General features: G+C 41.7%; 11 protein-coding genes and 1 tRNA gene. 6 read left to right on the top strand and 6 right to left on the bottom strand.

Translation table 11 applies throughout. The features are described 5' to 3' along the window. Positions 1-130: 130 nt before the first annotated feature. Positions 131-217, bottom strand: a tRNA-Leu gene (locus tag WS40_RS05900). Positions 218-322: 105 nt separating this feature from the next. Beyond that, entirely contained in the window at positions 323-1,666 is a 1,344-nt protein-coding gene (locus tag WS40_RS05905; RefSeq protein WP_046440985.1) for an MATE family efflux transporter, read from the bottom strand. Between the two features lie 233 nt (positions 1,667-1,899). Between WS40_RS05905 and WS40_RS05910 the strand changes: the two genes are divergently transcribed. From WS40_RS05910 to WS40_RS11465, 5 genes are all read left to right on the top strand, one after another. After that, entirely contained in the window at positions 1,900-4,647 is a 2,748-nt protein-coding gene (locus WS40_RS05910) for a PD-(D/E)XK nuclease family protein (RefSeq protein WP_325208446.1), read from the top strand. Further along, positions 4,644-7,892 carry a UvrD-helicase domain-containing protein gene (locus tag WS40_RS05915; RefSeq protein ID WP_046440988.1) on the top strand — a complete coding sequence of 1,083 codons (3,249 nt, stop codon included), beginning with the start codon at positions 4,644-4,646 and terminating at the stop codon, positions 7,890-7,892. The genes WS40_RS05910 and WS40_RS05915 overlap by 4 nt, the downstream gene beginning before the upstream one ends. Positions 7,893-8,060: 168 nt before the next feature. Continuing rightward, on the top strand, positions 8,061-10,001 hold the full coding sequence (locus WS40_RS05920) for a diguanylate cyclase (protein WP_325208447.1): 1,941 nt from the start codon (positions 8,061-8,063) through the stop codon (positions 9,999-10,001). Between the two features lie 30 nt (positions 10,002-10,031). Continuing rightward, positions 10,032-10,382, top strand: coding sequence for an Hpt domain-containing protein (locus WS40_RS05925; protein ID WP_046440991.1), 351 nt, complete (start codon positions 10,032-10,034; stop codon positions 10,380-10,382). Between the two features lie 3 nt (positions 10,383-10,385). Next, positions 10,386-10,553 carry a hypothetical protein gene (locus WS40_RS11465; RefSeq protein ID WP_325208448.1) on the top strand — a complete coding sequence of 56 codons (168 nt, stop codon included), beginning with the start codon at positions 10,386-10,388 and terminating at the stop codon, positions 10,551-10,553. Positions 10,554-10,591: 38 nt separating this feature from the next. Here the strand turns inward: WS40_RS11465 and WS40_RS05930 are convergent, their stop codons facing one another. The 3 genes from WS40_RS05930 to WS40_RS05940 are packed head-to-tail and all read right to left on the bottom strand — an operon-like array spanning position 10,592 to position 13,953. Continuing rightward, on the bottom strand, positions 10,592-11,920 hold the full coding sequence (locus WS40_RS05930; RefSeq protein WP_325208449.1) for an esterase/lipase family protein: 1,329 nt from the start codon (positions 11,918-11,920) through the stop codon (positions 10,592-10,594). 10 nt (positions 11,921-11,930) lie between these two features. Then, the gene (locus tag WS40_RS05935; RefSeq protein WP_046440993.1) at positions 11,931-12,911 is read right to left on the bottom strand and encodes an ATP-binding protein; all 981 of its coding nucleotides are present in this window, start codon (positions 12,909-12,911) and stop codon (positions 11,931-11,933) included. Positions 12,912-12,924: 13 nt separating this feature from the next. After that, positions 12,925-13,953 carry a DnaD domain protein gene (locus WS40_RS05940; protein WP_046440995.1) on the bottom strand — a complete coding sequence of 343 codons (1,029 nt, stop codon included), beginning with the start codon at positions 13,951-13,953 and terminating at the stop codon, positions 12,925-12,927. A gap of 142 nt (positions 13,954-14,095) precedes the next feature. Here WS40_RS05940 and WS40_RS05945 point away from each other — a divergent pair, with 142 nt between their 5' ends. After that, the gene (locus WS40_RS05945) at positions 14,096-14,539 is read left to right on the top strand and encodes a GNAT family N-acetyltransferase (RefSeq protein ID WP_022287322.1); all 444 of its coding nucleotides are present in this window, start codon (positions 14,096-14,098) and stop codon (positions 14,537-14,539) included. Here WS40_RS05945 and WS40_RS05950 read toward each other — a convergent pair. Next, positions 14,529-15,599 (bottom strand): ATPase, encoded by a 1,071-nt coding sequence (locus WS40_RS05950; RefSeq protein ID WP_046440997.1) that lies wholly within the window; start codon positions 15,597-15,599, stop codon positions 14,529-14,531. The two genes, WS40_RS05945 and WS40_RS05950, sit on opposite strands and share 11 nt — an antisense overlap. Positions 15,600-15,923 lie beyond the last annotated feature (324 nt).

The raw sequence follows: 15,923 nt of genomic DNA on the forward strand, positions 1-15,923 counted from the left end.
CACAACATAGAATATTTTTGTTTTTTGCGCTGTCTACTTGACAGGGGGCGGGTCAGTTTGAGTGCCGTCAATTTTTTTGCTATAGCAGAAAAGCTCTTAGATCATAGGAACGATCTAAGAGCTTTTATTCTGGTGCCGCTAACCGGACTTGAACCGGTACGGGTTTTACCCCGAGGGATTTTAAGTCCCTTGTGTCTGCCTATTCCACCACAGCGGCATACAAGATATATTATAACACTTTTTTTGCAAAATGTCAACGCTTTTTTGCAAATTAAAAGTTGTTAAACAGAAATAAATGGTAATTGTGGAATGGCAACGGTGTTTATTTTAAATCTTTTTGCCTTGAAACTGAAAATCTGTAGATAAATAAAGATATCAAAGCGGTGACGACTTCTGTTATCCAGAATGCGTTCCATACGCCTGTTGGTCCCGTGAGCTTGCAGAGGAAGAACGCAAGTGGCAGTATTATCGCAATAAATCTGCACAGAGATATCATAAGCGATGGAATGCCCATGCCAAGTCCCTCCAGCGCACCTGATGAGGTGACGGATACTGCGGAGATAACAAAGCCGATACAGATAAGGCGCAGTGCTGTTTTGCCTATGGCGATAGTGTCAGCGTTTTCCGTGAAAAGCCCTATGAGCTTGGCTGGGAAAAGTGCGCATATGATAGTTCCTGCCGCCAATATCACACCTGTCATGTAAAGAACAATGCGGTAAATTTTCTTCACACGCTCCCTCTCGCCTGCTCCGTAGTTAAAACTGATAACTGGTCGCATACCCTGAATAACACCATTTGCGGGTAGATAAAGAAAGGTTTGGAGCTTGTAGTAAATTCCAAGAACAAGCACATAGCTTTGTGAATATGCCGCAAGTATGCCGTTGAGGGCGGATATGAGAAGTGACGGCAGTGCAAGATTAAGCGTTGCAGGAATGCCTATGGAGTACATTTTTGCGATTATTATGCCGTCGGGACGCTTGTGTTTTGCGGAAAGTTTAACAGGAAGCTCACAGCGAAGATATGCTATTATGTATATGACAAGGGTCAGCACCTGACCGATACCGGTGGCGAGTGCAGCACCCATTATACCCATTTCAGGAAAAAATCCAACGCCAAAAATAAGCAGAGGGTCAAGGATTATGTTTGCGATACAGCCGCAGAGCATACTGAACATTGTTATCTTCATTCTGCCGACAGATTGGAATATCTTCTCAAATGCAATGGCAAGCATTAATGCAGGAGAGAATGTAAATACAATGTTGCAATACTGCACGCCAAGATCTACAACGTTTTTATTACTTGTGAACATAGATAGAAATGCAGGCATTATAAGTATACATATTATCATGAGGACAATGCCGTGCACCGCTGAAAGTGCAAGCCCCTGAGTTGCGGCAATGTCAGCCTTTTCCTTTCTGCCTGCACCAAGATATATGGCAATGACCGCATTGATGCCGATACCAAAGCCGATAGCAGTGGCACTTATAAAATTCTGCACAGGGAACACCAGTGAAAGCGATGTCATTGCGTCCTCGCTTATCTTTGCCACGAAAAAGCTGTCAATGATGTTGTAAAGAGAGTTTACAAGCATTGATATCACCATTGGCAGGGACATTGAAAGCAGAAGAGGGAAGATCGGTCTTGTTTTCATGAAATCACTGTTCATTTATTTTTTACACTCCTTTTGTCTGTGGGCAGAAAAAAAGCCGCACAGCCTGTTTGCTGTGTGGCGAAAAGTGACATACTGTCAGGAAAAATCCACGCAAGTTTTACAAAGTATATTTTAACATAGCGGTATGATTTTATCAATAAATTTTCTTTAATATTATGTTTCAAAAAAGTATACAAACACGCTAATTGTAGATTGACAAGATTTTTCTGCTATGGTAAAATGTTATTATGATAATTTATGTTAGGGGAGAAAGCGTAATGACTTTTATAGAGTGGCTCAAAGACTGTAATGAAGCAGACCCTTTGACTAAAAAGGTTTACATATGTAATGATTATCTCAATGCCGAGAGAATGTTGGAGAACTCAAGCGGTGAAAATATTGTTATAAGGCTTGAAAGATACACAGTCGCAGATCATGCAAAGCATATTATCGAAACCAGTGCCGAGTATATGGACAGCAGGATAATAACGATGTCAAACGCTGAGGGCTGTGAGATAGTAAGACGTATTATTGATGAAAGCGGTATAAGCTATTTCAAAAGCGATGATCATAATGCCTGCATGGAGATATTCAAGACAATATCAGAGCTTAGAATGAACTGTATAGGCCCTGATTCATTGTCCTTGGACAGCAGACGTATCAACAAGCTGAGTGCGATCTTTCAAGCATATGAAAATAAGCTTTCAGACAGCAAACTATATGACAGTGCAAAGCTCATAAGCATTGCTGGCGGTCTTATAAAGGCTGGTAAGGCAGACGTGAACAGCGTTCATTTTGCATATGACAAAGAAATAGAAGCTGACAAGCTGACAGCGGAGTATATAGGGCTTTTGCCTGATCCTGCGGTTATAGATAACATGGCTGATATGAGCGATGAGCAGTATCAGAATGGTCTGAGAAAATTAGCACAAAAGGCGGAGCTTTGGAGAAATTATGGCGTAACAAACGAGGTGGAGAGAACTGTTCTACATATCGTGAACAGTGGTTACGAGCTTTGCGATACCGCTGTGCTGTGTCCAGATGATGAGTATATGGACTTGCTCGTGAATATGTGCGATCAATACAAAGTCCCCGTGGAATTTCCTGAGGGCATTTCATGCAGACACAGTGACGTTGTTGCATTTTTCAGGGCAATGCTCAAATGGTGCAAAAATGACTATAGATTTGACCTTTTCAAAGATGTGATGCTCTCTCCTGTTTTCAAATATGAGGAGAAAATAGAGGACGGCAAGACCAAAAGCAAGGGCAGGATATTCCTTGAAGCACAGAATTCTGGAAACGGCTGGGGCATTGAATGGTATAGCACAAGGGATAGTCAGGTGTTTACGGACTTTTATGATGTCTTTAAAAAAGAAAATGTCAGCGCAAAAGAGTTTTACGGTGGCGTACTGAAATTGGTAAAAAAATATGTGAATGGAGCAAACGCCGAGCAGAGAAGTTCCATATCAAGCGTTAAGGACGCTTTGATAGGCAGATATATATTTTATGCAGACTATGACAAGAGTCTTAGCTTGCAGGAAGCAATGACTGAGATCACCGACATTGCAGAGAACGCAAGGTATTCTTTGCCTGCATCAAAAGGTGCTGTTACCTGCTGTCTTATGGGGCGGTATTCTGCGCTTTTCATGAAAAACATATATGTTCTTGGTTTGACAACAGGAAGATTTCCTGTCATGCAGGACGAGTCACCTGTTCTGAACGATAAGGAGAGAGAACAGCTTTTCGGCAACCGTGACCATTGTTCTGACGCTATCGAGCGCAGAAAGCTCACTGACCTTGTGAGAACTGTTCTCATGGCTGAGAGAGCAAACCTTGTTGTAAGCTGTAGTGTTTATGATACCGTAGAAATAAGAGCGCAAAGCCCGTCGGCAGTGTATACTGTTATTGCGGCTGAAAAGGGCATTGATGTAAACAAAATAGAAGTGTATGATTATCTTTCTGACAGACGCAAGGTGAGCGTGCGTTCTGAGATATCATTAAACAGTGATTTTCTAAACAAGGCAGAAAAAATCGGGCTTCATGATGACGGTGCAAAGCAAAGCGAAAGCCTTACGGAGTATCTTGATAAGCAAAGAGAAAGCCGTATAGATATATTGCGTGAAATGTGCGAAAATAAACATTTTATCATTTCTGCCACAAGCCTTTCGACTATGCTTCAGTGTCCGCTGAGGTTTTTCTATGAGCGTATTGCCCATGTTGAAAAGCCGCAGGAGGTGGATATAGACCGCAGTGCATGGCTCAAAGGCAATGTCAAGGGAATGTATATACATGAGATAATGGAGAATTATGCAAAGGTTGTGCTTAAAGGCAAAAGTGCGGCTGAGGTGTCTGAAATTGTTGACACAGCGGCGCTTTATGAGATATTCGAGAGTGTTACGAAAAAATACCTTCTTGATTATCCACCGTTGGATATGGCTGTTGCGCAGAGTGAGAGAGAGGAATATTACAACTGTGTCAAAGCTTATCTTGACGAACTGCACGGCGATATACACTCAGGCAAACGTGAGGTCGTTGAGGTCGAGTATCCATTTGTCGGCGATGTGAAAATAGGAGAGTATGAAGTCACCATAAGGGGTAGGATAGACCGCCTTGACAGGATAATAGATGGCACAAAGGTGTCATATCAGATAGTTGACTACAAGACGGAGGATATCAAAAAATTCAGGGAGAAGCTTCCAGAAGATCCGCAGGACTATATTTATGCCCTTGCACTTGAAAATGGTCTTACGCCTGTGGGAGAAGTGAGCGAAAGTGATATCGTTGCCGCAGATTACGTTTTCATTCTTGAAAAAGGGAATTGCCATGTAGTTAACAATAAGGATAATTCTGGAATCGAAAACATGATAACAATAACATTTAAGAAAATAGTAGAAGAGGGCTTTAAAAAGTGTATTGTGAATAAGAATGATAAAATTACTCCATGCACGTTTTGTCCTGCTTATGAAGAAGTTTGCTCAGGGGGTGCAACAGAATGAGTGAAGAACAGATAAGAAGCTATATAATAGACAAAGACAGTTATGATAAGAATATCCTTGTTGAAGCAGGTGCAGGTGCAGGTAAGACAAGGCTTATAATACAGCGTGTTATAGGTCAGATAGGCGCAGGTATACCTGTTGAAAAGATAGTCCTTATAACCTTCACCAACGCTGCTGCAAACGAGCTTTATGAGAGGATACAGGCAGGGCTTACGGAGAATATTGCAAAATGCAGCGGTGAGGAAAAGAAGCTGTATGAGAACGCTGTTATGAATTTACAGCGCATGAAGATAAGCACTATACACAGCTTTTGTTTGAGTATGCTGTCAGAACAGCCTTTTGAAGCTGACCTGCATTTGGGATTAAAACTTGCCGAGGACGGTGAAACAAAGCAGGCACAGGCTGACTTTTTCGAGAGATATTACCGCACAAATGGTGCGAACATGGAAGATTTCGGCTTTCTGAACAGCAATCAATATAAGCTCAGAGACAGCCGTGTGAAAAACTTTCTTATGGAAACATTTCTTGAGTGTGCTGAATACAGAGATGTTGAGTTTGTTAGGGATAAAAGCTATGACAGTGTGACATTTGACACCATAAATAAGCTTGCCTATAAAGAAATGTGTAACTATAGGGATAGTCTTGTGCGTGCATTCTATAATGGTGCTTTGGGTGGAAAATACGAAGATATAGCAGGTTTTCTTGTTGGTGATGTGACAAAGTTTTTTCCTGATAATATGAATGTCTACGACCCAAAGTATAATTATGTAAAAGTTTGCGCTAATCTTAAAGCTTGCAAAAAGTTCCTTGAGCCTTTTAATAAGACTAAAATTAAGAAAGATCATCCAAAGAGCAATGAGAACATGGCTATTTTCAGCCCAAGTGGGTTTGATAATGTAAAGAAAGAAAATGCACTGTATGCCCTCAACAAGACAGCAACGTATATAGAGCAGGCTGTAAAGGTTTATCAGGAGAGTGAAGACGGGGAGAGCGTTTCAAATGACGGGCTTTTGTATCACACTCACGAGCTTCTCAAAAACAGCATTGAGGCAAGAGCGTTTTTCAAAAACAAGTATTCCTGCATTTATATAGATGAGTTTCAGGATACTGATGTTATGCAGACTGAGCTTCTGCTGTATCTTTGCGCTGACGACAGCAATCTTGCAGCAGGCGGTGATATATGGCAATGCCCGCTCCGTGACGGTGCGCTGTTTGCGGTGGGCGACCCTAAACAGTCTATCTACGGCTTCCGTGATGCTGATATCAGGCTTTATAACAAAATGAAAGCCAAATTCCAGAACAATAACGAGAAAAACTGCGAGTTTTTCTCACTTGATTACAACTTCCGCTCTGATGAGCAGCTTATAGCTTGGGTAAATGAAAAGTTCCAGCCTGAAATAAACGGCAAATATGGTATGACATACAGCGATATGATATCAAAGGCTGATAAGCCTGCGGCTGTTTCCGACGATGTTATCAGAGGGGCGTATTTTGTCAAAGATCCGGGTGCTGAAAGCGTGGCTAAGATAATTTCAGACCTTGTGAACGGTGGAAAGATATTCGACAAGGGCGTGGAAAGACCTATAAAATACAGTGATTTTCTTCTGCTTCTTTGGAACACAACTCAAATGGAGTTTTATTCAATGGTCTTGACAGATAGTGGCATACCATATACAATGTGGGGCAAACGTCCTCAGAAAAACAGTCTGGTGCTGAAAAGATTTATTGCTCTTGCAGAGTTCGTTTTTGAAAGCTACAGCCCTACCGCAAAGGAAAAGGCTTATTCTATCCTTTGGAGATGTAGGCCTGACAGCATCGATTTTGAAGACGCTGAAATTGACGTAGACGATTATGAACAAAACTGTGAAAGTAATGACGCCACACTTGTTGCAGTAAAGACGTCTGCCGATACTGTCAATGAGCCTATAGCGAAGCTTTATAAGATACTTGATTTTCCTGAGCTTCTTTTCGATAATACCAGCAACAGAGAATATGAGCTTTCAAATCTTATCTATCTTATTGAAAAGTGGGAAAAGCAGGATTTTGCAGGAAGCGGCGAGCTTATGGACATGATGAAAAACGAGCTTTCTGTGCTGAAAGAAAAAGAGCTTATCCTTGACAGCAGTGAGCAGAACTGCGTAAGGCTCATGAATCTTCACAAGGCAAAGGGTCTTGAGGGAAATATCGTTATTATGGCGGAGGCTAAAAATCATAAATTCAGCGGTGGAAAGTACACCGACCTTGTGGCTAAAAGACAGGTCTATGTACCTTTGAAAACAAGCGATTATTCATATATGGACTATTTGAAATTCTATCCTAATGAGAGGAAGCAGGCAGAGGATAAATATTTTGGCGAACAGCTCAGGCTTGAATATGTTGCGGCCACAAGAGCAAAGCAGGCTTTTATATTTGTGTATACTTTTGAACGGAAAAAACCTGTGATCGACAAACTTACAATGAGCAAAATAGGCAGAGAATTGCCGCAGATAAACAATGCCACAGCGCAAAGTGCTGTGCAGGCGGCGCAGATAAACGTCAAGGATATATTCGACGAGGTGAACAACAGCCGAAAAGCTTTTGATGAAAGCGTTAAAAAGCTCAGTGAGAAATATGTTAGCAAAATCACTCCTAGCCACCTTGAGGACGGCAAAAAAGTCACTATACCAAGTGGAGTGGAGAAACTGTCTTATGAACGTCCAAAGGGCATAGATATCGGTCATATGGTACATCGTGCCTTTGAGCTTGCGGTGAATATGCGTGGAAAGCTGTTTCCGTATAACGAAACGCCACAGCAGAAGGAGCTTATTCAGAAGATTGTCAGCAGAGCGTATCTCGACTTTGAGGACGAGTGCAGTTCGCAGGATTCTGAGAGCTTTTATAAGGACTATATCAACTATCAGCTTCACAGTTTTTTGAAAGACAAGGATATCGAAAAATTGCTCAAAACTGCGCAGGCAGTGTATACAGAGCTTCCATTCTACAGTATGGACGGCAATGAATACAGCAACGGAGTTATGGATCTTGTGCTTAAAATGTCAGACAAAAGCTTTATCATAATCGACTATAAGACCAACATACAGGAAGAAGCCGACAGAAAGCTTTTTGAGGAGAGAATTTTAAAGACATATCGTTCACAGCTTGATTTTTACGAAAAGATACTCAGAAAAATGCTCTCGCTCAGTGAGGAAACTGAGGTGGAGTGCCATATTTACTTTATGAATGACGATAAATATATGAAAAACTAGAGCAAAGTCGCTTAAAATATGAATGTGTTAATATTATGAATAATATTATAATTTGTATCGTTCGGTTGACAATGTGATTGAGGTGTGGTATAATAAATCAGTTAATAATGTCGAAAAAAGTAAAAAAAGCAACAATAAGTCTACACTAAGCGTAAGGAGAACGTGAATATGGACGTGTACAAATTATGGACCTGCGATGATAACAGCGAAAGCCAACTGAGTTCCACCTCTTCGGAGATAGAAAAGGAAATTGACGTTCTCAGGAAAACTTTTGATTTTGTCAGGCTTCTGAAAGCGGACGGTCCTCATGGAGTGAGCGGCTGCGTTGAAAATCCATGTCAGTGTTTTTCTTTTTGGAAAGTGGACGAGCCTTGTGAAAACTGTATATCCTTAAAAACTTTTATTGATAAAAAGCCGAGAACTAAGCTTGAATTTATGGGAACTGACATTTATCAGGTCTTTTCAAAGTATGTTCAGGTTGACGGAGAGCCGTATGTTTTGGAGCTTATCAAAAAGCTTGATGAGGACTCTCTGCTGGGTGTTCAGGACAGAGAAAAGATAATGAATAAGCTGTCAAAATATCATAAGGCAATGTATACTGATGCATTGACAGGTGCGAGCAACAGGAGATATTTTGAAGATAAGCTTAAAAAGTCCCATGTGCCTGCGGGCGTTGCGATGATAGATCTTGACGACTTCAAGGTTTATAATGATACATGCGGTCATGACGCAGGAGATATGGTGCTTGTGACAGTGGTTGATGCTATAAGGCGCTGTATTAGAAAATCTGATGAGCTTGTGCGTTATGGTGGCGACGAGTTTTTGCTTGTCATGCCTGGTATTCAGGAGGACGATTTTGCCCATAAGCTCAGGAAGATAAAACGAAATATCCATGCGGCAACTGTGCCAGGGTATTCAAATATACGTCTGTCAGCAAGCGTCGGCGGCGTTTTCTCTGATGGCAATAGCCTTGACGAAGCTGTCAGCAAGGCTGATAAGCTTATGTATCAGGCAAAGACAAAGAAAGATACAGTTGTCACAGATGGTCACGAAAGTGTTGTCGGTGAGCCTCAAAAGCAGGAGATACTTATTGTTGACGATTCAAATATAAACAGAGAGATACTCTCTGAAATGCTTGGCAATGAATATATCATACATGAGGCGGCAAGCGGCGAGGAGTGTATTGACCTGCTTAATCAGTATGGCACTGGAATTTCACTTGTGCTTTTAGATATAATCATGCCCGAAATGGACGGATTTGAAGTCCTTGACTATATGGCGGAACATCATTGGATAGATGATATCCCTGTTATAATGATATCAAGCGAGGATTCTGCGTCCTCTATAAGAAAAGCATATGAGTTTGGCGTTTCTGATTATATCAGCAGACCATTTGATTCACGCGTTGTGTATCAGCGTGTGTTCAATACCATTAAGCTTTATGCAAAACAGCGCAGACTTATTTCCCTTGTCAGCGACCAGATGTACGAAAAAGATAAAAACAACCGTATGATGATAAGCATACTCAGCCAGATAGTAGAGTTCAGAAACGGCGAGAGTGGAAGCCATGTGGTGAACATAAAGCGCATAACGGAGCTGCTTTTAGATAGGCTTCCTATGCGCACAAACAAGTATACTGTCAGCGGCACTGAGCAGCTTCTCATGCCAATGGCTGCGGCACTCCATGATATCGGCAAGATAGGCATTGACGATAAGATACTCAATAAGCCCGGCAGGCTAACCAAAGAGGAGTTTGAGATAATGAAAACTCACTCCGCTATCGGAGCGAATATGCTTGAAAGTCTTGAGCAGTTCCGTGACGAGCCACTCTTGAAGATAGCCCATGACATATGCAGGTGGCACCATGAGCGTTATGACGGCAGGGGCTATCCTGACGGACTAAAAGGCGACGAGATACCGATATCGGCTCAGATAGTTTCTGTCGCTGACGTTTATGACGCACTTGTCAGCGAGCGAGTTTACAAAAAGGCGTATTCTCATGAAAAGGCTATGGCATTGATACTTAACGGAGAGTGCGGCACATTCAACCCTGTGCTTGTCGAATGTCTTAAAGATATTCAGAACGAGCTTGCAAAGGGCGTAGAATAAGAGATGATATGATTTGTAAGGAGTGTCCTGATGACTACTAGAGAATTTTATGAAAGCATTGGCGCAAGTTATGACAGCGTTCTGGTACGTTTCGGCAGTGAGAAAATGATAACAAAGTTTGCAAAAAGATTTGCTGATGATACAACTTTTCAGGATATGTGCAAGGCTTTAGAGGAGAAAAACGCCAAGGAAGCTTTCCGTATGGCTCACACCCTCAAAGGCATTTGCAGCAATCTTGGCTTTGATGAGCTTTACAAGGCGAGCTATGACCTTACAGAGGATCTTAGGGACGGTGAGCTGTCAGGCTATGAGCAGGATTATGAAAAGGTCTGCGAAAAATATAAGATAGTTTATGACAATGTGACAAAAATAGATAGCTGAGTTTTGACCGATAGTCTGTCAGACTGTCGGTTTTATGGTGAGGAGGAGCTTCCAACCCATGAGCTTAGAATGATGTCTGCGTTCAATGCGAAGATAGCAAACTTCAATCGCAAAACTATCAAGGGCAGACAGCGTTTCAGAATGAAATATTTAATTCGCCCCAGAAAATAGCAAAACACCCGTATCATGTGCGATACGGGTGTTTTTTATCAGAAGCCTTGTTCTTTAAGCTCTTTTACTATATCTACATAAAATTCTCTCACGTCAAAATCCTTGATGTTCTCCCTGAAAAGGTCGATAACATCGCCATGAGAAATGCCACGCTTGCCCTTGTGTTCTATCATCTTGGAGTTTTCACCATAAAGTCCCGACTCAACTGTTACTAGCCCGTCATTGCCCTTGCCGTATGGCTTGTTGAGCAGATAGCCGATATTTAACGGAAAACCTGCGGAACGTATGCTGTTCATTTTGCTCATCACGGAGTGGTAGGAAACCAACTGGCTGTCAGGGGTGCTTGCGTTAAGCTCAGAGCAGTTTTTGTAAGTCAGGTCATAAACGCCATCTAAAAAGCTTGGGCCTTTGTCACCCAGAGCAGTGAAAAGCTTGTTGTATTTTCTATCAACAAAGCTCTGTATGCTCTCAGGTATCTTCCCAAGAAGCATATCAACGAATTTACAGCCATAGTGTGGCGTGTTTATGGTGGTAAGGGTTGCCACATATTTGTCCATGCCGAGGTGAGAGATAGCGTATCTCGAGTCAAGCCCACCCTTTGAGTGTGCGATTATGTTGACCTTTTCTGCGCCAGTTTCTGCAATGACTTCTTTTATCCTTTCAGCTACCTCAGTGGCACTGACGGATACTTTGTTGGCGGACTGTTGCTTGCCGTAATAGACCTCTGCGCCATTTCTAATAAGTTCATTAGGTACCCTGCCCCAATAGTTTATTACCTGCCAATCACGGAAGAATATGCCATGCACCATAAGTATAGGATACTTTGTCTTGCATATCTCGTTCTCTTTTCGTGCAGCGTCAAGGTCAAGCTTTGCCTGCTCGAAGTAGTATTCACTTCTCGCTGTCTTGTAGAATTTTCTGAACACGATGCAGTTCACAAGAGGTATGTACCAGGTGAATAACAGAATAACATACCACAGTATTTTCACCTGACGTGCCGAAGCCGCTATCCGCACAATGCCACTCAGACACAAAAGCGTTGTTATAGCATAAGCGCAAAGTGCATTTGCAAGAAGCCGCCAACCATTCAGCTTTGTAAAGCAAAGCACTATCACTATTATAATCTGTATAACGCTTTGCAAAACACCGCAACCAAGTACAAACGCTCCGGAATCAAGCCGTCGGATTTTTCCATTAGAACCTTTGCGCCCATGTGATTTGAACATGAAAACCAAGGTGTATAGTGCCAAAAGTATGATGATAAGCGTTTTGAGCAGAGAATTTATGTCAATAAGTTTCCACAGCGCAGGTGCGTTTGCAAGCAGAAGCACCGGTATAGAAAGAAAAGTTCCCCTAATTTTTTTCATTTTTTACCCCTTAAAGATTATTTTTCAGCTTTACGTGTCTAATATCGTTTCCCACAAACATAATAGGCATGAAACAGCCTGTGAGCCTCGAAACTATACGCTCATTATATTTTGCATTGTATTCTTCATTGGTGAGATTGGTAGAGATTATCGTTGGCCTGCTAAGGTTGATACGCTCGTTGATTATTTCATAGATCACGGAATCTGTAAAGCTCGTTTGAAATTCTGAGCCGAGGTCGTCAAGGATAACAAGGTCGGCATTCTCTATGATGTCAAGTGTCTGACCTGTAGCTCTGCCGAAATGCTCGTCCTCTATCTGTCTGAGAAGCTTCAGCAGAGAGGCGAAAATGACGCTGTAGCCCTTTTGTATAAGTTCATTTGCAATGCAGGCTGAAAGAAAAGTCTTGCCAAGACCTGTTTTGCCAATGAAAAACAGTGATGGAGAGTTTTCATGAAATTTGTCAGCATATGCACGACAGTTTGAATACACCGTTCTCATTTTATCTCTCGGTGACATTCCGTTACCATCACTTTCAGGATAAAATTCTATTCTGAACTCAGAGAAATCGTGGAGCTGGATACTGCAATTCTCGTTAAGCTCCTCAGTGGTGTATTTTTTCAGCAAGTCGGTGAAGCACTTGCACTTCACTCCGTCACGATAGCCATAATCACAGCATTTAGGACAGTAATAGTGATAATCAAGGTAGTCTTCAGGATAACCTCCCATTTTAAGCAGTCCTTTAATGGCACGTTTAGTATTGGCATTGTTTTGACGCATTTTTTGTATATATTCTCTTCCATGAGCATTTTTGCCTACTATGCCCTTCATTAGTTCACAGTTATTTGCTTTTAGTGATCTTGTAAGAACCTCTATTTCAGGAAGTCGCTGTGCTATCTCCTGAGCGTGAACCTCATGCTCGTTCATGACAGCTTCACGCCGTCTTTTAAGTTCATTTTCAGCCTTGTCATATGCGGTTATTGAATATTTCATTTTCTACTCCTTATCATAGCTTTCCTGATTTTTCTAGATCGAAATTCATTGCGAATTTTTCAAAATCATCAAGATTATAGGAAGTTTGCTTATTAGTATTCTTATTTTTCTTTGAGGTGTGGTACTTTTCGTCCTCGTGTGTGACCTGTTCAGGGGTAGTGATGCTCTTGCCAGCCCAGTTTGACAGTATAGTGTCTATATATTTGTAATTCAGTTTGTTGGTATTGTCAACGCACTTGTTATAGGCTATCTCCAGCATTTCAACAGTGAAGCCCATTGTTCGCCACTTTTCTATAAACTCGAGCTGCTGCTTTGACGGCTTAGCGGTCTGTCCGAAAATTTTCAGTACCTTGAATTCATACTTTTTTATGTTGGAAAGCCTAATTATTTCTTGTTCAATTTGTTGATAAGTACAGATGTCTTGTTCAAACCACCCACGCATTACTGTCACAAGGTAAGACACGTTGTGCTTTTCAAGTGACACACAGTATTCTGCGGCTAAGAGAATAGATGCAGCATCAAATCGGTAATATTCATAAAGAGCAAGAAGTTCCCCTTGCTCAGTTCCATTGATAGTGCGTTGTAAAACGGTTTGTATCTCGTCAAAAAGATGTGCAAGGTTAGGGTCCTTCTGCTGTTTTTCCAATATCTCAGAATTCTTGTATCTTATGCACAGCTTGTTTGAAACGCTCTGACGTTTCGGGGCAACTGCCTCAACTTTTGAAACAGGCTCGGCCTTTGTTTCAGGCTCTGAAACAGGTGTAGAAACGGCTTTGACCTGTGCAGGCTTTGTCGTATCACTGTGTTCTGTGGTGATGACTCCTAGCGATACCCAGTGTGTCACAGCGTCAATGACAGTGTTCTCAGGAAGTCCTGACTTTTCCGCAAGCTTTGCACTGTCGCATTCACGTTCCGTTGAACAGAGTATGCAGAGAAGTACCTTTACAAAGTCGCCATCACTTAATTTTATGTATTTGTCGACCACTTTAGACGGCACTGAAAAACTGCTTCCCCAGCGGTCGCAATCAAAAGTATATTTCATTATGTATCCTCGCAAATATGATTAAAACTATCCCAAATAATTATATCACATAATCTGAGCATTTGCAACAAAAATTGTGCATTTGACTTTTGGTAAATAAAATGCTATAATAGGCTAATACCAAAGAAACGGAGAGATAAAAATGATAAGAAAATTTGTGCCTGAGGACAGGGAAGATTATATCAGATTTTCCACTGAGTTCTATAATTCTTCTGCAGTGGACAAGCCTGTTCCAAGAGAGCATTTTGAGCAGGGATTCGATGAAATGATGAGGTCTGACGTGTACGTGCAGGGTTATATGCTCGTTTGTGACGGCAATAATGTTGGCTACTGTGTTACAATGAAAACATATTCAGTTGAAGCAGGCGGTATTACTATATGGATAGACGAGCTTTTTGTGCTGGAGGAATACCGCTCAAAAGGTCTAGGCAGGGAGCTTTTTAAGTATATCGAGGAAAATGGCGACAAAAAGCTCCGCCGTATCCGACTTGAAGTCGAGCTTGAAAACGGCAGAGCCATATCGCTTTATAAGAAAATGGGCTTTGAGCCTGCGCCTTACGACGGAATGTGGAAAACTATTTTATAGTCCTTTCGTGAATTTCCCTTGAAATGCTGTCACAAACCTTATTAAGGGCGGCGTGGTCCATCGCGGCGATATAATACTTTTCTATCTCGTCATGGACTTTCTTGGCTTTCTTGATGCCTGAATACACTTCCTCGGCAAGGTCGGAGGCGGTGACTTTATCTAATCTCAGTCTTGTTTTCAGGGCTGAGATCTTTTTCTTGTCATAAAATCTGCCCATGTTGATAGCTTTTTCAAAGTCGTCAAGCTTGCTTATAGGGGAATTTATCACAAATGCGATGCCAGCCTCCGGGATAAGCAAATGCTCATAAAGGGTGTTGCCAAATAGGATAGCAGGGCAGAGGATAACATCATAACCTCGCTTTACAGCCTGCTGTGCCATGAGGGTGACGAACTTGTGGGAAGCGGCATAATAATCATCGTTCATGGCGAACACGTCAAGGTAGCTGTCAAGAGTGGCAAGCTGCGTCATACAGCCGTATTCCGTCAAAGCGGTCAACTGTCTAAGATCAGTTTTGCCGCTGCCAGAGCCTTTTTTGTTTAGAAGACGTTTTGCTGATCGTTCTGTGAAGCTTTTCAGCTTTTCCTCCAGCAGACAGCCTTCACCGCAATTGTAGGTATCAAAGCAAACGTTAGACAGGGCAGTGGTAAACCTTTTGCTTCTTGCCAAAAGCGACTTGTTTTTGTCTGTGACCTCGATTATTTCAGATTTGAAGGCCTTCAGCTTTTCTTCGTCCCAATACTCTCCTAAGTTGATTATTTTCTGACAAACTCCTGGATATGAACATTCCATAACGTGGGGCGCAGTGCCGTCGCAGATTATGGCCTTTGATGTATGCAGAACGATTGCATCAAGGGAAGCAGGGTCAGAGGAGCAATAAAATCTAGTGACGTCCTCTGTCGGTTCAAACTCAGCTGCTATCTTTTTCATAAGTGAAGATTTTCCCGTGCCTGCACCTCCTTTGAGTATGAATGTGAAATACTCCTTATCAGCCATTATCTTGCCAAATTCCGTGGAAAACCCATTCTGCGTCATTGCACCCAAAAAATACTTTTCTGACATAAATTACCCTCCATATCTCAAACGCATTAGATCAGTGTGACTGCGTTTGCATTTTCATTTTTATAATATGTCAGAAAAAGCATGATTGTTCAAAAAAATTAGGTGGACAAAAAAAGCTTGATAAAAGTAAAAAAAACTTTCATTGCATGACGTTGCAACTTGATATTGTAATAACGACTTTATCTTTCCTGCCGACAGTTGGGTACAAAACACCGTCCGCCTAGTTTTATATCTGTACATTGTACCACGCAGCAAGCACCAAAGTCAAGCAAACTATTCGATTCGATATAGTTTGAAACTATATCTATCCCACAGAAATAAATA

The sequence above is a fragment of the Ruminococcus sp. N15.MGS-57 genome (assembly GCF_000980385.1).
Classification (GTDB): domain Bacteria; phylum Bacillota; class Clostridia; order Oscillospirales; family Ruminococcaceae; genus Hominimerdicola; species Hominimerdicola aceti.